Genomic DNA, 19,853 nt, shown 5'->3' with positions numbered 1-19,853 from the left:
GGCATCACCCCAGGATACCGGCGACATGCTGGAACCATGCGACCAGCGGCGCCGGCAGATAGATGCCGGCGGCAAACACTAAAGCAAGGTGCGAATACATCGGCACGTAGGATGCCTCGACCGGCGCCGTGCCGCCGCGCGGCTGGCCGAAGGCGACGCCGGTCAGCCGCAAAAGCAGCGCGCCGAAGGCGATGAGCAGACCGAACACCAGCGGGATCGCCAGCCACGGATACCTGGCGAAAGTCGAGCTGACGACCAGGAATTCACTCATGAAGATGCCGAGCGGCGGCAGGCCGGCTATTGCCACGACACCGATGACGAGCGCCCAGCCGAGCCCGGGATGGCTTTCCGTCAACCCCCTTATCTCGGAGATCTTCTGTGTGCCTTTGACCTGCGCGATATGGCCGACGGCAAAGAAGATCGCCGACTTGGTCAGGCTGTGCATGACCATGTGCAGCAGACCGGCGAAGTTGGCGAGCGGGCCGCCCATGCCGAAGGCGAAGACGATGATGCCCATATGCTCGATCGAGGAATAGGCGAACAGGCGTTTGATGTCGCGGCGGCGGTAGAGCATGAAGGCCGCGAAGATCAGCGAGGTCAGTCCCATCGTGGCCATCAGCGGTCCCGGGCCGATCGCCTCCGGGCTGGCGGCGAGCAAGAGCTTGAAGCGCAGCACCGCGTAGAGCGCGACGTTGAGAAGCAGCCCCGACAGCACCGCCGAGATCGGCGTAGGGCCTTCGGCATGCGCGTCGGGCAGCCAGGCATGCAGGGGCGCGAGCCCGACTTTGGTGCCGTAGCCGAGCAGCAGGAAGATGAAGGCGACGCTGAGCAGGGCTGGGTCGAAATGCGCCGCCTTGTCGATCAGCACCGACCAGACCATGGCGTTGGTGCCGGCGCCGACAACCGGCTGGGCGGCCATGTAGACGAGGATGGTGCCGAAGAGAGCGAGCGCGATGCCGACGCTTCCCAGGATGAAATACTTCCAGGCCGCCTCTAGCGCCTCATGGGTGCGGTAGATGCCGACCATCAGCACGGTGGTCAGCGTGGCGAGCTCCACGGCGACCCACATCAGGCCGATATTGTTCGACACGAAGGCCAGGTTCATGCCGAACATCATGATCTGGTACATCGCGTGGTAGAACCGGAGGTTCGGCGCGCTCAGCCGGCCGGTCTCCAGCTCATGCGCGATATAGGAGGCGCTGAACACGCTGGTGGTGAAGCCGACGAATGTGTTGAGGACGATGAAGACGATGTTGAGGTCGTCGACGATGAGATATTGCCCCGGCACCGGCCGCTCGGTGACGAACAGCGACAGTGCGGCGAGCAAGGTGAGCAGGCTCGCTACGACGTTCACGACCGCCGTCATTTTGTAGTTCGGCAATGCCGCCAGGATGGCTGCGGCACCTGCCGGGACGAAAAGGATCGCGGCCACGGCATCGAAGGAGAGGGCCGTCACTGGCGCTCTCCCCGGTAATCGTCGAGCGCGCCGACATCGACCGAATCGAACCGCTCGCGGATGCGGAACAGGAAGACGCCGATGACGATGAAGGCGATCAGGATCGAGAAGGCGACGCTGATCTCGACGACCAGCGGCATGCCCTTGGCGCCGGTGGCGGCCAGCACCAGCCCGTTTTCCAGCGACATGAAGCCGACGACCTGGCTGACGGCGTTGCGCCGGGTGACCATCACCAGCAGCCCCAGCAATATGATCGACAGCGCGAAGGCGAGATCCTCGCGGGCAAGCGGGTCGGCTTCGGGCGTCACCCTCAGCATCAGCACCATGGAGAGCGTCACCAGCCCAATGCCCGCGAGCATGGTCGGGCCGATGCCGACTGCGGTCTCGATGTCGCGATGGATGCCGAGCCGCTGGATGATGCGATGCAGCCCGACGGGGATGACGATCGCCTTGAAGACCAGTGCTATTGCCGCGGTGATGTAGAGATGATGCGCCCCCTGGATGTAGGCCTGCCAGGCCACCGACAGAGCAAGCACGACCGCGTGCAGGGCAAAGACGTTGATCAGCGCGAACAGGCGGTCCTGGTAGAGCATCATGAAGGAGACCAGCACCAGGCTGCCGGCGAGCACATGGGCGATGTCGAAGGTGAGACCGTTCATCACAGGCTCCGCGAGACGAACAGCAAGAGCGTGCCGAGCAGCGCCAGCATCAGCGCCGCGCCCAGGAAGTCCGGCACGCGGAAGACGCGCATCTTGGCGACCGCGGTCTCGAACACGGCCAGCAGGATGGCAAGCACCGCAAGCTTGGCGAGATAGGTGGCGGCGCCGATGGCCAGTGCTGTCGGCCCCGCCCCGGCGCTCGCCAGCCCCCAGGGCAGGAAGACGCAGGAGATCAGCGACACATAGAGCACGAGCTTGAGGAAGGTGGCGAGTTCGATCATCGCCAGATGGCGGCCGGAATATTCCAGGATCATCGCCTCGTGCACCATGGTGAGCTCCAGATGCGTGGCCGGATTGTCGACCGGGATGCGCGCATTCTCGGCGATCGCCACTATCACCAGGGCGATCGCCGACATGCCGAGCGACACCCGCAGTCCGACCTCGGGCGAGCTCATGAAGGCTGCGACCGTCGAAAGCTGCGTGGCGCCGGCGACCAGCGCCAGGCTGAACACGATGAGCAGCATGGCGGGCTCGGCCAGCGAGGCGATCATCACCTCGCGGCTGGCGCCGATGCCGCCGAAGCTTGTGCCGACGTCCATGCCGGCCAGCGCCTGGAAGAAGCGCGCGCTGCCGAGCAGCGCCACGATGACGATGAGGTCGGCGGTCCAGCTGAACTGGAGGCCGGCGGCGAATGTCGGAACCAGCGCCGCCGCGACCCAGGTGGCGGCAAAGATCAGATAGGGCGTGACGCGGAACAGCCAGGACGCGTTGTCGGCCAGCACGACCTCCTTGCGCATCAACCTGACCAGGTCGCGATAGGGCTGGACCAGGGACGGCCCCTGCCGCCTCAGCAGTCTTGCCTTCACCTTGCGCACGAAACCGATCAGCAGCGGCGCCAGCAAAAGCACCAGGAGCATCTGCGCGCCCTGGACGGCCAGCTGGAAGATCATGGCCATAGCGCAAGCACCAGGAGCAGGATGACGAGGTAGAGGAAGACCAGCGTCAGATAGCGGCGGATCGTCAGGAACTGCAGGTAGTTCAGCCGCTCGGTGGCAAAATCGATCGCGCCGGCGATCGGCTGGTAGAACGTCTCCCAGGCCACATCGTGGAAATCCACCTCGAGGCGCGCCGGTTCGAGGGAACCCGGCGCCGGCATGTCCACCGTCTCCCGGGCCCGGAACGCGAAGCTGCCGAAGACCCGGCGAATGGGCTGCGCGAAGCTGACGGCGGTATATTGCGCGGCAGGCGTCGCTTCCGCGAAGCCGCATCCCCATGCCGGGCCTCTGCGCAACGCGTGCGAGGCGAAGCGGTGAATGAAGAAGGCCGCGAGCGAGGCCGAGATGGTGATGAAGACGAACACCAGCAGGCCGTTGTAGGAGCTGCGGCTCTCGGCGATCGGCACGATCGACAGCCAGGGCTGCGCCGTCTGAACCGGCATGCGGTCGCCGATGAGCGAAAGCGCAACCGGCGACAGGCTATCGATGACGAAACCGGGCAGGATGCCAGCGAGGAGGCACAAGGCCGCGAGCACGACCATCGCCGCCAGCGACCAGCGGTCGACCTCATCCGCTCGTTCCACCGCTGCCGATCGCGCCCTGCCAAGGAAGGTGATGCCGAATGCCTTGACGAAGCAGGCCGCGGCAAGTGCGGCCGCCAGCGCCAGCATGCCGCCGACGGCGGGCACGATGACCTTCAGCCCCCATTGCGGCAACTCGGGGCTCTGCAATATGGCCTGGAACGCCAGCCATTCGGACGCGAAGCCGTTGAAGGGCGGCAGCGCCGAGATCGAGACGCAGCCGACGAGGAAGACGAAGCTGGTCACCGGCATGCGATGGATGAGGCCGCCGAGCTTCTCCATGTCGCGCTCGCCGCTCGCCGAGAGTACGGCGCCGGCGCCGAAGAAAAGCAGGCTCTTGAAGAAGGAATGGTTCAGCACGTGGAAGAGCGCCGCGGTGAAGGCCAGCGCCGCGGCCGACGGCATGGCGTTCGCCTTGAAGGCAAGCGCAAGGCCGAGGCTGGCGAAGATGACGCCGATATTCTCGATCGTCGAGTAGGCGAGCAGCCGCTTGAGGTCCTTTTCCATCAGCGCGTAGAGAATACCGAGCACCGCCGTCGCGCCGCCAAGCAGGAGCATGACGACGCCGGACCACCATGCAGGTGCGCCAAGCAGATCAAACACCACGCGGATGAAACCGTAGATGGCGACCTTGGTCATGATGCCGCTCATCAGCGCCGAGACGTGGCTCGGTGCCGCCGGATGGGCAAGCGGCAGCCAGGCGTGCAGCGGCACGAGGCCGGCCTTGGAGCCGGCGCCGAGCAGCATGAGGGCGAGCACCGCGCCGGCGGCGAACCGGCCGGGCTGCGCCGTCCGCATCGCGTCGAACGCATAGGTTCCCGCCGGTCCAGCCAGCAGGCCGAAGGCAAGCAGCAGCGCCAGCGTGCCGAAGCTTGCCATGACCAGATAGATGTAGCCGGCCCGCCGGTTGGCGTCGTCGCGATGGTGCGCCATGACCAGCGCCCAGGAGGCGAGCGACATGAATTCCCACGACAACAGGAAGCTGAAGGCGTCGTTGGCGAGCACGACGAGGTTCATGCCGGCAAGGAAGGCCGGATAGAACGGCAGCACGCGATGCGGCTGAGATTCGTGCTGGCCGTAGCCGAGACCGTAGAGGCTGGTGATGCCGCCGCCCAGGTTGACGACGACAAGAAAGAAGGCCGACAGGCCGTCGAGGCGGAATCGGGCGCCGGTCCACGGCAGGCCGAGCGGCAAGGTTATGGCGGACGCCTCGCCGTGGCTGCCCGCGAGATGGCCGGCGACGATTGCCAGCAACGCGGCCGAGATGGCGAGCGCAGCGCCATAGACCAGACGCGTCGCCGAAGCGCGCCGGCTGGCGGCTCCGGCCAGGATGGCCGTCGTCAGAAGCGCGGCGGGGCCGCACAACAGAAGCGCGACGGTCGAAATCACGGCAGGCTCCCGCCGAGATCGATCGCGTCGGCGTCTGGCGCCCTGGCCGGGTCGACCCCGGCCTTCAGCCGCACGCCGCGTCCGCCGCTCTGGCTGACCGCGCCTTCGCCGATCAGTTCGATGCCGGCCACCTCGAGCGCCGCGATCAGCTTCATCAGCGAATCGACGTTGCCGCGGATGATCGAGCCGCTGGCTTCCATGCGCTGGATCGTCGGCACCGACAGGCCGGACAATTCGGCAAGCCGGCGCTGATCGATGCCGAGCAGCGATCTGGCGGCACGCAATTGCGGTGCGGTTATCACCGGCGATCCTCTCGCTCAGTTTGAATATGAGGTCTCGAATCTGTAGCATACATTAAAAAGCTTCATCGTCAATAAATGATGTTTCAGACATGGATGTTGATGGTGTTGTAGGTGAGGTTGGCTGCGCCGCAGGATCTCTTGGTTGCCATCGGCCAAATGCATGCCGCCCAAGGGTGCGCAGCGTGCGGCATGCATCAAAACCAGGATTAGGTGCGTCGCTTGGTCTTTCAGCGACGCGCTTAATTCCGCGCCCCGGGCGCCTCTGGCCTGAGATACACGGCCAAACAGCAGCAACAGATGGCCAGTCCGAAGATCGGGTATTTCAGCGCGACGAGTGCCGCGAGCCCGAACAGACAAAGCGTCGCGATCGAGCGGATGCGCATGGCCTTTCGGACGTTGAGCGGGATGGCCTCGACCGGCATCGGCTCGATCAATTCGCGGATGAGGAAGATGTAGGTCAGGTTCACCAGGAAGAAGACGCCGGCGTAGAAGGCGACCGGCTGCGGCGACAGCTCGCTGACGGCCATCCAGGCGGTGGCCAGCGGCAGCAGTGAAACAGAAAACAGATGCGCAAAATTATACCACGTCAGGCGAGCCGTGGCTTCCTTGGCGTGGCGCAGCAGGTGATGGTGGTTCGTCCAGACGATGGCGATGAAGAGGTAGCTGACGCCATAGCTCAGCCATGTCGGCCAGAGACCGAGCAGCGCCATGAAGGTCGGAATTTCCGGCGGCCGCAATTCCAGCACCAGCACGGTTATGAGCACGGCGAACACGCCGTCCGAGAACGCGTTCAACCGCTCGAGCCCTGCTGAAGGAAGCATGTGGCAACCCTGCCGCTGGTGCCGTCAAGTCGAGTATAACTTCGCCAGCCGAAATATCGATTGCGGATGTCAACGCCTACTACCACGGAGATCGCTGTTTCAGCTTCGGCGGCCTGCCAACGGCCCTGCCTCTCGGCCGAGCGACCGGTCGAGCCAGACCAGCACCTCTCCCGCCGACACGAAGGCAAGAGCGATCAAGGCGCCGTTGATGAGGGTCTGCTCCCAGCCGATCCGAGTGACGTCGATGAACGGATAGGGGTAATGTCCTTCCGCCGCGCCGCGAACCAGGACGTAGGCGAGGTAGCCGAGCGGATAGAGTGCCCAGAAAAATGGCGCCCGCCAGGTCAGCGTTCCCTTGCGCGCGAAGGCGAGCCAGAACACAGCGGTCAGCGCTGGCGTTACCCGGTGCAGCAGGACATTGGCGAGCTCGGAGCCGCCGGTGAGCTTGCGCAGGCCCTGAAGAAGAAGCCCGTAGATGACGCCGACGAGCAGGATGTTGAGCAACGTCGCGCCCAGCAGCCAAGGCGTGGCGAACCGCGCCTTCGCCGCGACGCCGGTGAACACGATCGCGACCAGAAGATTGGTGGTGATCGTGAAATAGCCGAGCAATGTCCAGAGCGCCGCGGGCCAGGACGCCGCCCCGTCGGCGAGCGCATGAAAATGCACGGCGATCCCGGCCCAGGCCGCCAATGCGATGAGCGCCGCAAAGGCGCGCGCCCATCCGCCTTGCGTTTGGCCCGGCTGTCGTTCACCACATCGATCATTGATGGGTCCCATCGGCGCAGGCGTCGTCGGCAGCTCTCAGGACGATGTTCTTCCAACGCCGGGTGAAGCTACGCCGATTGCGCCCGGAAAGCACCCCGGCCGCCGATAAAGTCAATCGGCGAGGCGGATATCCGCCTCCGCGGCACAATAAGGTGCATAGCGGAAATCGCGGATGCTGACGGCCTTATCGCCGCGCCAGTCGATCAGCACGAAGCCGCGCACCGTATAGTCCGTCTGCGGGTTGCGGATCAGGATCGCCGGCTGGCCGTCGACGAAGCCGAGCGACAGCGCCCAGTCGCTGGCGCGGTCGTAGTTGCCGAAATAGGTCGAGGCCTGCTTCTTGCCGCTGAGCCGGGTGCGGTTCACGACCTCGAGCTCGATGTCTTCGGCGATCAGCGCCCTGACGGCGTCGAAGTCGCGCGCGTTGAACAGGTCGATGTAGCGGCGCAGCCGGCGCTCTTCTTCCGGATCGAGCTTCGGGATGGCCACGTCATCCGGCACCGATGCCAGCGCCTTCAGCTCCGCCCGGCCGCGATGCAGTGCCGCCTTCGTGGCGGCAAGCGTCGCGCCCGTCACCTCGCACGCCTCATGCAAGCTGAGGCCGAACACATCGATCAGGATCACTGCGCTGCGCTGCGCCGGCGTAAGCCGCATGAAGCTGCGCAGGCTCGCCGCCGCCGCGAGCCGCGTCTCCGCGCTGGCGGAGAGGTCTTCTATCTCGGTCATGTCGGCTTCCGTCATGCGCGAGCGCTCCCGCTGGCGGCGGCGCAGATGATCCTGCGCCGCATTATGGGCGATGCGGAACAGCCACTGCTCGGGACGCTCGACCGTGGCGCCGCCATCATGCGCTGCGAGTGCCTTCACCACCGCCTCCTGCACGATGTCCTCGCCCTCGATCGCCGAGCCGGCCATGCGTGCGGCATAGCGGTGCAATTTCGGCCGCAGGTCGACAAGCATGGCTTCAAGCGCCGCGCGGTCGAATTTCGCTGTGCTCATTCGCCTCACTCTCGCATCGCCGGCCTGTCCTGCCCGGCCGCGTCGCGCCCTTGTCAGGTCGGGACCGCCTCGCCGGCGTTGGCCAGCATATGATAATTGCCGACGATCTTCGCGGCCGACCTAGCAAGCGGTGTCGAGCGCCGCGCGGCGTGATCCGCGCCGAAAGCCTTGAAAGCCTCGAGCCCGGTCAGCGCCGAACTGTCTTCTTCGTAGCCGACGATATGGACGAACTCGCCATTCTCCAGTTCGAGCACCAGGTAGCGCACTGACTGAGGCTCGGTTTCATCCAGCGCCTCGAACACCTTTGCCACCAGCGTCCGGTTCTCGGCGATACCGGCGTCCTTCACGCCGTAGCGGATGAGGTTGTAGTTCATTTGTCGTCTCCTGTTTGACGTGTCTGCGTGAGGAAGACGTTTCGCGTCGCCGAAAAGATCCTCATCGGCTCGCGAATCTTTTTGCCCAGGGCAAACGTCTTCCGCGCGTAGAGGCCGCGCCCGCGGCTGCGACAAGGAGAGACATCATGCATATCCAGTTTGCCGAACTGCCCGTATCCGACCAGGATCGCGCCAGGGCGTTCTATACCCAAAACCTTGCGTGCCAGGTGATAGCCGACCAGTCGATGGGCGATGGCGGCTGGCGCTGGGTGGAGCTGGCGTTCCCCCATGCGGTCACCAACCTGCATTTCATCCGGCGTGGCGATGCGACGCCAAGTGCCGAGCCGGTGCTCGTCCTGGTCGACGATGATGTCGAGGCAACGGTCGCTTCGCTCAAGGCCAAGGGCGTCGAGATCGTCACGGAGCCGCAGGAAGCGCCATGGCAGCCGGGCCGCATCGTCGCCGAATTCCTCGACAGCGAAGGCAACCGCATGGTGCTGGCTAACAGGTAGCAACGTCGCCTCGCGGTCGCGGGCCCATACGGTCAGGCGACCGCCCTGGCCGCGGCCCTTCCTGCGCTGCGGCCGGAAAAGATGCAGCCGCCCAGAAAAGTGCCTTCCAGCGCCGCGTAGCCATGCACGCCGCCGCCGCCGAAACCGGCCACCTCGCCGACGGCATAGAGCCCCGGCACCGGCTGTCCGGCGGCATCGAGCACGCGGCTGTCGAGATCGGTCTGCAGACCGCCCAGCGTCTTGCGGGTGAGCACGTTGAGGCGGACTGCGATCAGCGGGCCGTTTTCCGGATCGAGCATCTTGTGCGGCTTGGCGGTGCGGATCAGCCTGTCGCCGAGATAGGCGCGGGCGCCGCGCAGCGCGGTGATCTGCGCATCCTTGGAGAACGGGTTGTCGAGCTGCGTGTCGCGGGCGCGGATCTCGCGTTCGACCTGCGCCACATCGAGCAGCGGTTCGCCGCCGGCAAGCGCGTTCATCCGTGCCACCAGTTTAGGCAGCTCGGCCTCGACGATGAAATCCTCGCCCTTCTCCATGAAGGCTTTCACCGGTCCCGGAATGCCGCTGGTGGCGCGGCCCAGCACTTGGCGCCAGCTTTTTCCCGTGAGGTCAGGGTTCTGCTCGGAGCCCGACAGCGCGAACTCCTTCTGGATGATCTTCTTGGTCAGGATGAACCAGGAATAGTCGAAGCCGGTTCCTATGATGTGGCTGAGCGTGGCCAGCGTATCGAAGCCGGGATAGAGCGGTACCGGCAGCCGTTTTCCACGCGCGTCGAGCCAGAGCGAAGACGGGCCTGGCAGGATGCGGATCGCGTGCTCGGTCCAGATCGGCGCCCAGTTCTTGATGCCTTCGACATAGTGCCACATGCGGTCGCGGTTGATGATCGAACCACCCGCCGCTTCCGCGATCGCCAGCATGCGGCCGTCGACATGGTCCGGCACGCCGGTGATCATGCGCTTCGGGGGCGCGCCCAAGCGCTGCGGCCAGTTCCTGCGCACCAGCTCGTGATTGCCGCCGATGCCGCCGGAAGCGACGATCACCACTTGTGCGTGAAGCTCGAAATCGCCGACGACGTCGCGCGAGCTCTTGCGGCCGCGGTCGACATTGCTTGCCTCCAGCACGTCGCCGCGCACGCCGGTGACGGTGTTGCCGGAGCGGACGATCTCGTTGACCCGGTGGCGGAACTTGAACCGGACCAGCCCGCGCTTTTCCGCTTCGCGCACGCGCAGGACGAAAGGTTCGATCACGCCGGGTCCGGTGCCCCAGGTGACGTGGAAGCGCGGCACCGAATTGCCGTGGCCGACGGCATTGCCGCCGCCGCGCTCGGCCCAGCCGACCACGGGGAAGAATTTTAAGCCCCGCTCGATCAGCCAGGAGCGTTTTTCTCCGGCGGCGAAGCCGACATAGGCCTCCGCCCATTTGCGCGGCCAGAAATCCTCCGGCCGGTCGAAGGCGGCGGTGCCCATCCAGTCCTCGAGCGCGAGGTCGTGGGAATCGCGGATGCGCATGCGCCGCTGCTCGGGCGAATCGACCAGGAAAAGCCCGCCGAACGACCAGAAGGCCTGGCCGCCCAGCGATTGCTCCGGCTCCTGGTCGACGATGATGACTGTCTTGCCCGCTTCTGCGAGCTCGGCCGCGGCGACGAGGCCGGCAAGCCCCGCGCCGACGATGATGACGTCCGCGTCGTCAGCCATATTTTCTCCCCCAGCCGTCCTTTGGCGAGCTCTCAGACTGGTTCCCAGCCGTCCTTGTTGCCGGCGCGGAAGATGGCGTCGATGACCTTCTGGTTGAGCACCGATTCCTCCAGCGTGAAGACGCGGTCCTTGCCGCCTTGGGCGGCGCGCACGAAGGCTTCGCACTCGAGCCGGTATTGCTGCGTGCCGGGGAAGCGGAACACCTGCGCCTCGGTGTGGTTCTGGTTGTGCAATTCGATGCGGTGATGGTCGTAGAGCCCGGCATTGAATGGAGCAAACACCTCGATGAAACCCTTCTCCCCGTGGAACACCATCACCTGGCGCGCCGCCATCTGCGTCGAAAGATAGAAGGACAGTTCGAAGTCGCCGAAATCGGCGCGGATCGAGGAATAGATGTCGGTGCCGAAAGTCTTGTCGCGCTCGATATTGGCCTGAACGCGGATCGGCTCCTTGCCGGTCGAAAACCGTGTCGACACCGTCGGATAGACGCCGATATCGGGCAGCGCGCCGCCGCCGAGATCGAGCTGGTTGCGCATGTTCTTCGGGTCGACATTGTAGTAGGAAAACGCGCCCTGCACATGGCGCAGCCGGCCGATGGCGCCGCTGGCGATGAGGTCGCGCACCTTGATCCATTGCGGATGGTAGGTGACCATGAAGGCCTCGCAGACCAGCACCTTCTTCTCATCGCGCAGCTTGATCAGCGGCGGAATGTCCTTGGCGTCGAGCGCCAGGGGCTTTTCGACCAGCACATGTTTTCCCGCTTGGATCGCCTTCGCCGTCCACTCGACATGCTGCGAGGTGGGCAGTGGGATATAGACGCCGTCGACCTCCTTGGAAGCGAGCAATTCCTCATAGGAACCGAAAGCATGGCGGGCGCCGAAGCGGTCGGCAAGCGCGCGGGCCTTCGACAGATCGCGGCTGGCGATCGCCGAGAGCACGCCGTTTTCCGAGTCCACGATCGCCGGCAAAAGCTGCTCGCGGCCGATCTTGGCGGTCGACAGAACACCCCATCGGAACATTGTGCTTCTCCATCTCGGTTACGTCGATGGAGGTGTGCCCCAATTCTGGAGAAAAGCCAATGCAGTGCGCCAGCGAGGAACGTCCTGCAGCGGCTAACCCCTTCTGCCCGTCAGCGTCATGTCGAAGTCGACGACGTTGGAATAAAGCGGCGTGCCGACATCCATGCCGTAGCGCGAGCGCAGCACCTTGCCGGTAACGTGGAACTTGATGGTCCCTGACTTCAATCCACCCAGCTCGGCGGTGAACTTTTCCGAAAACGTCTTGCCGCGGGCTGTCAGACGGCCGGTGACCAGGGCCGTCGTGTCGCCGGTGCGTGTCACGTTTGTGGAGCGGAACTGGATCTCCGGGCTGTTGGCCGCGTCGAAGACCGCGTCGGAGCGCAGGAACGCGTCGATGCGGCCCTGGCCGGTGCCGACGCTTTCGGGATAGATGGTGAGGTCAACCTTCGAGCGGCTGACATCGCCGTTGTCGATGCGGATCGTGCCCTTGAAGCGGCCGAAAGCGCCGTCGAAGCCGCCGCCGCCGGCCTTGCCGATGGTGAAGCGTATCGAGGAGGCCGACGGGCTGATCGTGTAGCTGCCGGCGGCCTCGCTGAGCGCCACTGCCGCGTAGACGGGCATGGCAAGGCAAGCGGCAACAGCCGCCAATCCGAGGATGCGCGTATGCATGGAAATGTATCCTATCCTGAGCCAGCGCATTGCTGTCTTCCCGCCACCAACGAACGGGCGGCCCGCTCTATTCCCGGGCTGACGAAGGTGTGATCATACGCGTGAGCACGCTGTCGCGCAGCAGGAAATGGTGGCGAAGCGCCGCCGCCATATGCAACGCCACCAGCGCGATGCCGGCATAGGCGAGATACCAATGCGTTGCCGACCAGAAGCTCTCGGCGGCGTCGGATTCGGTGAGCGGCAGGTTGGGCATGACGAACTGGTTGAACGGCATTGTCGGGATTTCCAGCGTCGAGACCGAAACCAGCGCCCAGCCGGAGAGCGGCAGGGCGACCTGGAAGGCATAGAGCGCGAAATGCGCTAGCGGCGCCGCCTTGCGCTCCAATGTTCCCACCGAAGGCGGGAGTGCCGGCACCGCATTGCCGAGCCGCCAGGCAATGCGCAAGATGATGAGGCCAAGCAGCAGGAAGCCGAAGGATTTGTGCAGCTGGATCAGCTCGAAGGACGTCCGCTGGCTTTCGATCCGCATCATCGCGAAGCCGAGCACGAACTGGCCGATGAAGATGATGCCAATCAGCCAGTGGAGGATGATTGCGGCCCAGCCGTAGCGGGTGGTGGTGTTGATGATGGACTGCATGGTCGAAGAACGCCAGTGATGATCGCTTTCGTCCAACCTGCATCCCAGAGGAGCTATTGTCGATGTAGGCGCTGCCCCTCATCCGCCTGCCGGCACCTTCTCCCCGTGAAGAACGGGGAGAAGGGATGGACTGCAGCCTCGGCGCCTTTCTTGCAACGTTCGAAATTGGCGAAATCATCGAAGAGAGCGCCCCTCTCCCCGTCACTATACGGGGAGAGGATGCCGGCAGGCAGGTGAGGGGCAGCACAAACGTCGGTAAAGTTGAATGCAAACCGAAGTGACCGCTTTGTTTTGCGATCGCCCCACTATCCGCTCACCCTGAAGAAATCGACGAAGGCCCTGAGCGCCGGCCGCATCTGGCGGCGGCTCGGATAGTAGACGAAGAAGCCGTCGAAGGCCGGACACCAGTCCTCCAGCACCCGGATCAGCCTTCCGTCGGCAAGTGCAGCCCGGACATAGGGCTCGAAGACGAAGGCAAGCCCGGCGCCGTCGACCGCCGCTTGCGCGATCAGATGGTCCTCGTCGAGGATCAGCGGCCCCTGCGCCGCGATTTCGATCTCCTCGCCATCCTTTTCGAATTCCCAGCGGTAAAGAATGCCGCTGGAGAAGCGAAAGCGCAGGCAGCGATGGTCGGCGAGCTCGCGCGGATGACGCGGTTTCGGCATGGCAGCGAAATAGGAGGGCGCGCCGACCACCGCGCCACGAATGTCTGGCCCGATGCGCACCGCGATCATGTCGCGCTGCAGGCTCTCGCCGAGCCGCACGCCCGCGTCGAAGCCGCCCTCGACCATATCGGTGAAACGGTCTTCTATGGCGATCTCCAGTACGATGTCGGGATAGGCGGCGGCAAAGGCGGCGAGTCGTGGCGTCAGCACCAGATGCGCGGCGGTGCGCGGCACGGTCAGCCGCAGGTTGCCGGCAGGCCGGTCGCGCGCCTCGACCGCGCTCTCCAGCGCCAGGTCGATCTCGGACAGCGCCGGCCGCAGCCGTTCGAGCAGCTGCGCGCCTTCTTCGGTCGGCGCTACGCTGCGCGTGCTGCGTGCCAGAAGACGCACGCCGAGCCTTGCTTCCAGGCTCGACACCGCGTGGCTGACCGCCGACGGCGCAACGCCGAGCTCGCGCGCGGCACCGCGAAAACTGGCGCATTGCGCGACGGTGGCGAGCACGGCGAGTTGGGATAGGTTGGCGCGGTTCATTGATCTGTTTTATAGAGCAAGTCGTGCAAAAGAGACAGAATTATCGAACGCTCTGCGAGGCGCTATCTCCTGCATATCGCAACAAGGAGATGCGCTATGCAAACCCGCAAGCTAGGAACTGAACTCGAAGTCTTCCCCGTCGGCCTTGGCTGCATGGGCATGAGCTTCGGCTATGGCGGCCAGCCCGAGGCTGAGGCGATCGCCACGCTGCGCCGCGCCGTCGAGATCGGCGTCAATTTCTTCGACACTGCTGAGGTCTATGGGCCTTTCGAGAACGAGATCCTGCTCGGCAAGGCGCTGAAGCCGGTGCGTGACAAGGTCACCATCGCCACCAAATTCGGCTTCAAGATTTCCGAGCACGGTTCGGGCACCGACCGCATGATCGGCGTCGACAGCCACCCCGAGCACGTCAAGGCGGTGGCGGAAGCCTCGCTGAAGCGCCTCGATACCGACGTGATCGACCTCTACTACCAGCATCGCGTCGATCCGAACGTCCCGATCGAGGACACGGTCGGCGCCATGGCCGAACTGGTGCGCGAAGGCAAGGTGCGGGCGCTGGGCCTGTCGGAAGTGAGCGGAGCGACGCTGCGTCGTGCGCATGCCGTGCATCCGATAGCCGCCGTGCAGAGCGAATATTCGCTGTGGAGCCGCGACCCGGAGGACGAGGTCTTCGCCATCTGCCGCGAGCTTGGCATCGGCTTCGTCCCCTACAGCCCGCTCGGCCGCGGCCTGCTCACCGGCACCATCGCCAAACCGGATGTGCTCGGCGCCGGCGACTGGCGGCTCGGCCTGCCGCGCTTCCAGGCCGAAGCCATGGAAGCCAACAACGCCGTCATCGCGGTGCTGGAGAAGATGGCGGCCGAGAAGGGCGTGACGCCGGCGCAGCTGGCGCTCGCCTGGGTGCTGCACCAGGGCGATTTCATCGTGCCGATCCCCGGCGCGCGAAAGATCCGCCATCTGGAGCAGAACACGGCGACGGCCGGGATCGAGCTGAGCGCCGCCGAGGTTGCGGCGATCGGCGACGCGCTGTCGCCCGACAAGGTGGTCGGCAAGCGCTATACCGAAGAACTGCTGGCGCTGGTGAACGGGTGAGCAGCAGGGGCGCATAGCGCTCCTGCTGTCGAGAGGTCGCGCCGACATCCCTACCAAGGCACCACCTCAATCTCCGGCCAGTACTCCTGCGCCCTTCTCCCCTTCGCCTCATGGGTCCGCCGATTGTCCAGCACCCGGTTCGGCACGATGCGGAACGAGAAAATGTCGTCGAGCCCGAACGGCGCAACGAGTTCCAGCCCGCCGTCCTCGCCATAACGCACCCCGACCGCATGCGTCTTCGAGGCGAAATAGCTGATGGATTCTCTCGCGCTCGTGTAGCGCGGGCATTCCTGCCCGAACTTCACCGGATACCACAGATGCACGCGCGCCTGGTTGCGCACCTCGACCGGCAGCGCCAGCCCCTCGAAATGCCGCGCCGCGCGGCGGATCACCGCGTCCTCGGCCTCGTAGGAGAGGTCGGCGTCGTCGAAATAGAACAGGTCGACATCCTTGATGCCGTAGCCCGGCGGTTTGGCGGTCAGGTGGTTCCAGACGCTGTTGTAGAGCGCGCCCGAGACCACCAGCCAATCCGGCAGCGCCAGCGCGCGCACGCGCGCCAGCGTCTCATTGAGCAGCGGGTCGGCCGCGACGATGGCGAGGAAGGCTGCGCGCTGCTCTTCGAAGGCAAGGCCGGAATAGCGGAGATGGTTCATCGCCCTTTGGAGGGCGATTCGCGATCGCTCCGCAATGCTCTACGCGCGCAGCACGCCGCCTGTCTGCTTGTTGACGTTCTCGATGATGCGTTTTGCGAGCGCCTCGAAATCCTCGTCGGTCAAAGTCTTTTCGACCGGCTGGATCGACACCTCGATGGCGATCGACTTCTTGGCCGCACCCAGCGCAGCGCCTTCGAAGACGTCGAACACCGAAACGCCGGTGACCAGCTTCTTGTCGGCGGCTAAAGCCGCCCGCACCAGCGTGCCGGCTTCGACCGACCTGTCGACGACGAAGGCGAAGTCGCGCTTCACCGCCTGGAAGGGAGAAAGCTCGAGCTTCGGCTTGGTGCGCGTCGGCTTGGCCTTCGGTTCCGGCACGGCATCGACATAGACCTCGAAGCCGCACAGCGGTCCGGCAACGTCGAGAACTTCGAGCGTCTTCGGATGGAATTCGCCGAAGGTACCGAGCACGGTCTTCGGCCCGAGCTTGATCGTGCCGGAGCGTCCGGGATGATACCAGGCAGGGCCGCCGGGCTCGATCTGCAGTCGGTCGACCGGCGCGCCGCAGGCTTCGAGCGCCGCGATCGCATCCGCCTTGGTGTCGAACACGCCGACCGGTCCGGCATTGCCGGCCCAGCTGCGGCCGGAACCGTCGAGCTTGGCCGTGCCGCGCCTGACACCGGCGGCAACGCGCCGCTGCTGGTCGGCCATGTCGCCTTCATAGGTGCCGGAGACCTCGAACAGCGCCACGTCGCCGATGCCGCGATCGGCGTTGCGCTGCGCGGCGCTGATCAGCCCCGGCAGCAGCGAGGGCCGCATGTCGGACATGTCGGCGGCGATCGGGTTGGCGAGCTTCAACGCATTCTGGCCGCCGCCGAACAGTTCGGCGTGCTTCGCCGGGATGAACGACCAGGTGACCGCCTCCATCATGCCGCGCACCGCAAGCGCGCGCTTCGCCGCGCGGGTGCGCACTTGCAGCGTGGTCAGGATCTTGCCGTTGACCGCGTCATGCGAGGTCAGCGGCTGGGCCAGGATGTTGTCGACGCCGTGGATGCGCATCACCTCCTCGACGAGGTCGGCCTTGCCGTCGACATCCGGCCGCCAGGACGGCACCTTCACCTCGGCGGCGTCGCCCGAGCTGCGCGGCTCGAAGCCGAGGCGGGTCAGGATAGCGAGCGCTTCCTCCCTTGGCACCTCGATGCCGGTCAGCCGCTTCACCTCCGAGAGCGGGAAGAAGATGATCTTCGGCTTGTGGCCGGCATAGCCCGCCACTTCGATTTCCGTCGGCGTGCCGCCGCAGAAATCGATCACCAGCTTGGTCGCGAGCTCGACGCCCGGCACCATGAATTCGGGATCGACGCCGCGCTCGAAGCGGTAGCGGGCATCGCTGACGATGCCGAGCGTGCGGCCGGTGCGGGCCGTCGTGATCGGGTCCCAGAGCGCCGATTCGATCAGCACGTTGATGGTGTTCTCGTCGCAGCCCGAATGCTCGCCGCCCATGATGCCGGCGATCGATTCGACGCCGTTGTCGTCGGCGATCACGCACATTTCCGGCGTCAGCGCGTATTCGCGCCCGTCGAGCGCCAGCACCTTCTCGCCGTCCCTGGCACGGCGCACGACGAGGTTGCCGGCGACCTTGTTGGCGTCGAAGACATGCAGCGGCCGGCCGCGGTCGAAGGTGACGTAGTTGGTGATGTCGACCAGCGCGCTGATCGGGCGCAGCCCGATCGCGATCAGCCGCTGTTGCAGCCATTTCGGCGACGGGCCGTTCTTCACGCCCTTCACCAGCGTCAGCGCGAAGCCGGGGCAGAGTTCCGGCGCCTCGATCTTGACCTTGACCGGGCACATGCCGTTGCCGGCATGCGGCATGATCGCGCCGCCGGTGAGGCGGCCGAGCCCGCTCGCCGCGAGGTCGCGCGCGATGCCATAGACGCTGGTCGCGTCCGGCCTGTTCGGCGTCAGATTGATCTCGATCACCGGATCGTCGAGATGCGCGTAAGCCGCGAAGCTGGTGCCGATTGGAGCGTCCTCAGGCAAATCGATGATGCCGGTGTGCTCGTCGGACAGCTGCAGCTCGCGCTCCGAGCACATCATGCCGTGGCTCTCGACGCCGCGGATCTTGCCGACCGAGAGCGTCACGTCGATGCCAGGGATATAAGTGCCGGGCGCGGCGAAAGCGCCGATCAGGCCGGCCCGCGCATTCGGCGCCCCGCACACCACCTGCACCGGCGGCTTGCCGTCGCCGGTGTCGACGGTGAGCACGCGCAGGCGATCGGCGTCCGGGTGTTGGACTGCCGTCAGCACCTTGGCGATGACGAAGGGCTTCAGGCTCGCCTTGTCGTCGACATGTTCGACTTCGAGGCCGATCGCTGTCAGCCTTTCGACGATCTCGGCAAGCGAAGCGTCGGTCTCGAGATGGTCCTTGAGCCAGGAGAGGGTGAATTTCATGACTGTGTTCCGTCTGGGTTAGACGATGATGGCCTGGGCACGCTGGTCTTGAGATGCCGCGGCAGGTCGTCAGGCATATGCAGGAAGGGCAGTTGCTCGCGCACATAGGCATGCAGGGTCGGCTTGAAATAGGCCGGCATGTCCATGGCGCCGAGCATGAAGTAGATGTGGCCGTTGAGACGCTCGTCGCTATAGGCGACGGGCGAGCCGCAGATGCCGCAGAAGGAGCGCTCCACCGGGCCGTTCCGGTAGGCCTTCAGCGACTTGCCTTCGAGAGCGACCTGGTCGGCCATGAAGCCGACGAAGGCCGACACCGGCGCGCCGCTGGCGCGCCGGCAATCGCCGCAATGGCAATAGCTGATGTGGTGCGGCTCGGCTGACGCCTCGAACCGCACCGCGCCGCAGCGGCAGCCGCCGGTGTGCGGGGCGGTCACGTCGAGAGCCCCCCGAACAGCGTCGGCAGGTCGAGCGGACGGAAGCCGTAATGCGTGAGCCAGCGCACGTCGGCGTCGAAGAAGGCGCGCAGGTCCGGCATGCCGTATTTCAGCATGGCGATGCGGTCGATGCCCATGCCCCAGGCGAAGCCCTGGTATTCGTCGGGATCGAGCCCGCCGTGGCGCAGCACGTTGGGGTGCACCATGCCGCAGCCCAGGATCTCCATCCAGTCGGAACCTTCGCCGAAGCGCACTTCGCCCGGACGCGAGCGGTCGCACTGGATGTCGACCTCGAGGCTGGGTTCCGTGAACGGGAAGAAGGACGGCCGGAAGCGCATCTTGACGCTCGGCACCTCGAAGAAGGCCTTGCAGAACTCCTCCAGCACCCACTTCATGTTGGCGATGTTGGCTGATCTGTCGATCACCAGCCCCTCGACCTGATGGAACATCGGCGAGTGCGTGGCGTCTGAATCCTGCCGGTAGGTCTTGCCGGGGATGACGATGCGGATCGGCGGCTTCTGCCCCTCCATGGTACGGATCTGCACCGGCGAGGTGTGCGTGCGCAACAGCTTGCGCTCGCCCTTCTCGTCCGGCTGGAAGAAGAAGGTGTCGTGCATCTCGCGCGCCGGATGGCCGTGCGGGAAGTTCAGGGCCGTGAAGTTGTAATAGTCGGTCTCGATGTCGGGACCTTCGGCGATCGAGAAGCCGAGGTCGCCGAAGATCGCCGCGATCTCGTCGATCACCTGGCTGATCGGATGGATGCGGCCGCGCTCGGCCGGCGATTGCCGCACAGGCAGCGTCACGTCGACCGTCTCGGCGGCGAGCCGTGCGGCGATCGCCACGTCCTTCAGCTCCGCCTTGCGCGCCGTCAGCGCCTCGGTGACGCGGTTCTTCAGCCCGTTGATCGCGGGGCCTTTCACCTGCCGTTCCTCGGCACTCATGGCGCCGAGCGTCTTCAGCATTTCGGAGACCGAGCCTTTCTTGCCCAGCGCCGAGACGCGCACCGCCTCGATCGCCTGCTCGTCGGCCGCGGCCGCGATGTCGGCAAGCAGGGAAGCTTCAAGGGTTTCAAGATTTCCAGCGGTGGCGTTCACGGCGAAACTCTCTCGATGGGTAACCGGCATCGCGCTGTGCGGTGCCATCTTGGTTACATCAGGAACAAAT

The 19,853-nt window shown here is 65.3% G+C and carries 20 protein-coding genes; 2 read left to right on the top strand and 18 right to left on the bottom strand.

All coding sequences use genetic code 11. The features are described 5' to 3' along the window. Positions 1-4: 4 nt before the first annotated feature. The 9 genes from P9236_RS26435 to P9236_RS26395 all read right to left on the bottom strand — a co-directional run bounded on the left by P9236_RS26435 (position 5) and on the right by P9236_RS26395 (position 8,338). Positions 5-1,456: a hydrogenase 4 subunit F gene (locus P9236_RS26435; protein WP_278077573.1), complete on the bottom strand. Its 1,452-nt coding sequence runs from the start codon at positions 1,454-1,456 to the stop codon at positions 5-7. Then, the gene (locus P9236_RS26430; protein WP_278077572.1) at positions 1,453-2,115 is read right to left on the bottom strand and encodes a hydrogenase-4 component E; all 663 of its coding nucleotides are present in this window, start codon (positions 2,113-2,115) and stop codon (positions 1,453-1,455) included. The genes P9236_RS26435 and P9236_RS26430 overlap by 4 nt, the downstream gene beginning before the upstream one ends. After that, positions 2,115-3,071, bottom strand: a complete 957-nt coding sequence (locus P9236_RS26425) for an NADH-quinone oxidoreductase subunit H (protein WP_278077571.1) — start codon at positions 3,069-3,071, stop codon at positions 2,115-2,117. The genes P9236_RS26430 and P9236_RS26425 overlap by 1 nt, the downstream gene beginning before the upstream one ends. Then, on the bottom strand, positions 3,062-5,077 hold the full coding sequence (hyfB, locus tag P9236_RS26420) for a hydrogenase 4 subunit B (protein WP_278077597.1): 2,016 nt from the start codon (positions 5,075-5,077) through the stop codon (positions 3,062-3,064). Before hyfB ends, P9236_RS26425 begins: the two co-directional genes overlap by 10 nt. Continuing rightward, on the bottom strand, positions 5,077-5,382 hold the full coding sequence (locus P9236_RS26415; protein WP_278077570.1) for a helix-turn-helix transcriptional regulator: 306 nt from the start codon (positions 5,380-5,382) through the stop codon (positions 5,077-5,079). Before P9236_RS26415 ends, hyfB begins: the two co-directional genes overlap by 1 nt. Before the next feature lie 239 nt (positions 5,383-5,621). Further along, entirely contained in the window at positions 5,622-6,203 is a 582-nt protein-coding gene (locus P9236_RS26410) for a TMEM175 family protein (RefSeq protein ID WP_278077569.1), read from the bottom strand. Positions 6,204-6,302: 99 nt separating this feature from the next. Next, positions 6,303-6,893, bottom strand: a complete 591-nt coding sequence (locus P9236_RS26405; protein ID WP_278077568.1) for a Pr6Pr family membrane protein — start codon at positions 6,891-6,893, stop codon at positions 6,303-6,305. Positions 6,894-7,079: 186 nt separating this feature from the next. Further along, positions 7,080-7,964, bottom strand: a complete 885-nt coding sequence (locus tag P9236_RS26400; protein ID WP_278077567.1) for a sigma-70 family RNA polymerase sigma factor — start codon at positions 7,962-7,964, stop codon at positions 7,080-7,082. 53 nt (positions 7,965-8,017) lie between these two features. Further along, positions 8,018-8,338 carry a hypothetical protein gene (locus tag P9236_RS26395; protein ID WP_278077566.1) on the bottom strand — a complete coding sequence of 107 codons (321 nt, stop codon included), beginning with the start codon at positions 8,336-8,338 and terminating at the stop codon, positions 8,018-8,020. 146 nt (positions 8,339-8,484) lie between these two features. Here P9236_RS26395 and P9236_RS26390 point away from each other — a divergent pair, with 146 nt between their 5' ends. Continuing rightward, entirely contained in the window at positions 8,485-8,850 is a 366-nt protein-coding gene (locus P9236_RS26390) for a VOC family protein (RefSeq protein WP_278077565.1), read from the top strand. Positions 8,851-8,882: 32 nt separating this feature from the next. On the opposite strand, the gene P9236_RS26385 is transcribed toward P9236_RS26390, so the two are convergent. The 5 genes from P9236_RS26385 to P9236_RS26365 form a co-directional block, all read right to left on the bottom strand. Next, entirely contained in the window at positions 8,883-10,541 is a 1,659-nt protein-coding gene (locus P9236_RS26385; RefSeq protein WP_278077564.1) for an FAD-binding dehydrogenase, read from the bottom strand. 32 nt (positions 10,542-10,573) lie between these two features. Beyond that, positions 10,574-11,560 carry a Gfo/Idh/MocA family oxidoreductase gene (locus P9236_RS26380; RefSeq protein ID WP_278077563.1) on the bottom strand — a complete coding sequence of 329 codons (987 nt, stop codon included), beginning with the start codon at positions 11,558-11,560 and terminating at the stop codon, positions 10,574-10,576. Positions 11,561-11,653: 93 nt separating this feature from the next. Next, positions 11,654-12,229: a YceI family protein gene (locus tag P9236_RS26375; protein WP_278077562.1), complete on the bottom strand. Its 576-nt coding sequence runs from the start codon at positions 12,227-12,229 to the stop codon at positions 11,654-11,656. 67 nt (positions 12,230-12,296) lie between these two features. After that, a complete protein-coding gene (locus P9236_RS26370; protein WP_278077561.1) occupies positions 12,297-12,866 on the bottom strand; it encodes a cytochrome b in 570 nt (189 codons plus the stop codon). A gap of 305 nt (positions 12,867-13,171) precedes the next feature. Continuing rightward, entirely contained in the window at positions 13,172-14,062 is an 891-nt protein-coding gene (locus P9236_RS26365) for a LysR family transcriptional regulator (RefSeq protein ID WP_278077560.1), read from the bottom strand. Positions 14,063-14,158: 96 nt separating this feature from the next. Here P9236_RS26365 and P9236_RS26360 point away from each other — a divergent pair, with 96 nt between their 5' ends. Next, positions 14,159-15,154: an aldo/keto reductase gene (locus P9236_RS26360; protein WP_278077559.1), complete on the top strand. Its 996-nt coding sequence runs from the start codon at positions 14,159-14,161 to the stop codon at positions 15,152-15,154. Between the two features lie 50 nt (positions 15,155-15,204). On the opposite strand, the gene P9236_RS26355 is transcribed toward P9236_RS26360, so the two are convergent. The 4 genes from P9236_RS26355 to pheS are packed head-to-tail and all read right to left on the bottom strand — an operon-like array spanning position 15,205 to position 19,813. Continuing rightward, positions 15,205-15,807, bottom strand: a complete 603-nt coding sequence (locus P9236_RS26355; protein WP_278077558.1) for a nucleotidyltransferase family protein — start codon at positions 15,805-15,807, stop codon at positions 15,205-15,207. Between the two features lie 39 nt (positions 15,808-15,846). After that, a complete protein-coding gene (pheT, locus tag P9236_RS26350; RefSeq protein ID WP_278077557.1) occupies positions 15,847-18,255 on the bottom strand; it encodes a phenylalanine--tRNA ligase subunit beta in 2,409 nt (802 codons plus the stop codon). Beyond that, positions 18,252-18,689, bottom strand: coding sequence for a GFA family protein (locus P9236_RS26345; protein ID WP_278077556.1), 438 nt, complete (start codon positions 18,687-18,689; stop codon positions 18,252-18,254). Before P9236_RS26345 ends, pheT begins: the two co-directional genes overlap by 4 nt. Beyond that, positions 18,686-19,813, bottom strand: coding sequence for a phenylalanine--tRNA ligase subunit alpha (pheS, locus tag P9236_RS26340; RefSeq protein ID WP_278077596.1), 1,128 nt, complete (start codon positions 19,811-19,813; stop codon positions 18,686-18,688). Before pheS ends, P9236_RS26345 begins: the two co-directional genes overlap by 4 nt. Positions 19,814-19,853: the final 40 nt, after the last annotated feature.

Source organism: Mesorhizobium sp. WSM4884 (assembly GCF_029625675.1).
Taxonomy (GTDB): domain Bacteria; phylum Pseudomonadota; class Alphaproteobacteria; order Rhizobiales; family Rhizobiaceae; genus Mesorhizobium.
Note: the sequence above shows the minus strand (reverse complement) of the source record. Positions and strands in the feature narration are given on the sequence as shown.

What these genes read in the sequence shown, in the direction of transcription:
- P9236_RS26380 (WP_278077563.1), bottom strand. Translation starts at nt 11,560, where the DNA reads ATGTTCCGATGGGGTGTTCTGTCGACCGCCAAGATCGGCCGCGAGCAG.
- pheS (WP_278077596.1), bottom strand. Translation starts at nt 19,813, where the DNA reads ATGCCGGTTACCCATCGAGAGAGTTTCGCCGTGAACGCCACCGCTGGA.
- P9236_RS26355 (WP_278077558.1), bottom strand. Translation starts at nt 15,807, where the DNA reads ATGAACCATCTCCGCTATTCCGGCCTTGCCTTCGAAGAGCAGCGCGCA.
- P9236_RS26385 (WP_278077564.1), bottom strand. Translation starts at nt 10,541, where the DNA reads ATGGCTGACGACGCGGACGTCATCATCGTCGGCGCGGGGCTTGCCGGC.
- pheT (WP_278077557.1), bottom strand. Translation starts at nt 18,255, where the DNA reads ATGAAATTCACCCTCTCCTGGCTCAAGGACCATCTCGAGACCGACGCT.
- P9236_RS26400 (WP_278077567.1), bottom strand. Translation starts at nt 7,964, where the DNA reads ATGAGCACAGCGAAATTCGACCGCGCGGCGCTTGAAGCCATGCTTGTC.
- P9236_RS26430 (WP_278077572.1), bottom strand. Translation starts at nt 2,115, where the DNA reads ATGAACGGTCTCACCTTCGACATCGCCCATGTGCTCGCCGGCAGCCTG.
- P9236_RS26370 (WP_278077561.1), bottom strand. Translation starts at nt 12,866, where the DNA reads ATGCAGTCCATCATCAACACCACCACCCGCTACGGCTGGGCCGCAATC.
- P9236_RS26365 (WP_278077560.1), bottom strand. Translation starts at nt 14,062, where the DNA reads ATGAACCGCGCCAACCTATCCCAACTCGCCGTGCTCGCCACCGTCGCG.
- P9236_RS26375 (WP_278077562.1), bottom strand. Translation starts at nt 12,229, where the DNA reads ATGCATACGCGCATCCTCGGATTGGCGGCTGTTGCCGCTTGCCTTGCC.
- P9236_RS26425 (WP_278077571.1), bottom strand. Translation starts at nt 3,071, where the DNA reads ATGGCCATGATCTTCCAGCTGGCCGTCCAGGGCGCGCAGATGCTCCTG.
- P9236_RS26390 (WP_278077565.1), top strand. Translation starts at nt 8,485, where the DNA reads ATGCATATCCAGTTTGCCGAACTGCCCGTATCCGACCAGGATCGCGCC.
- P9236_RS26410 (WP_278077569.1), bottom strand. Translation starts at nt 6,203, where the DNA reads ATGCTTCCTTCAGCAGGGCTCGAGCGGTTGAACGCGTTCTCGGACGGC.
- P9236_RS26360 (WP_278077559.1), top strand. Translation starts at nt 14,159, where the DNA reads ATGCAAACCCGCAAGCTAGGAACTGAACTCGAAGTCTTCCCCGTCGGC.
- P9236_RS26395 (WP_278077566.1), bottom strand. Translation starts at nt 8,338, where the DNA reads ATGAACTACAACCTCATCCGCTACGGCGTGAAGGACGCCGGTATCGCC.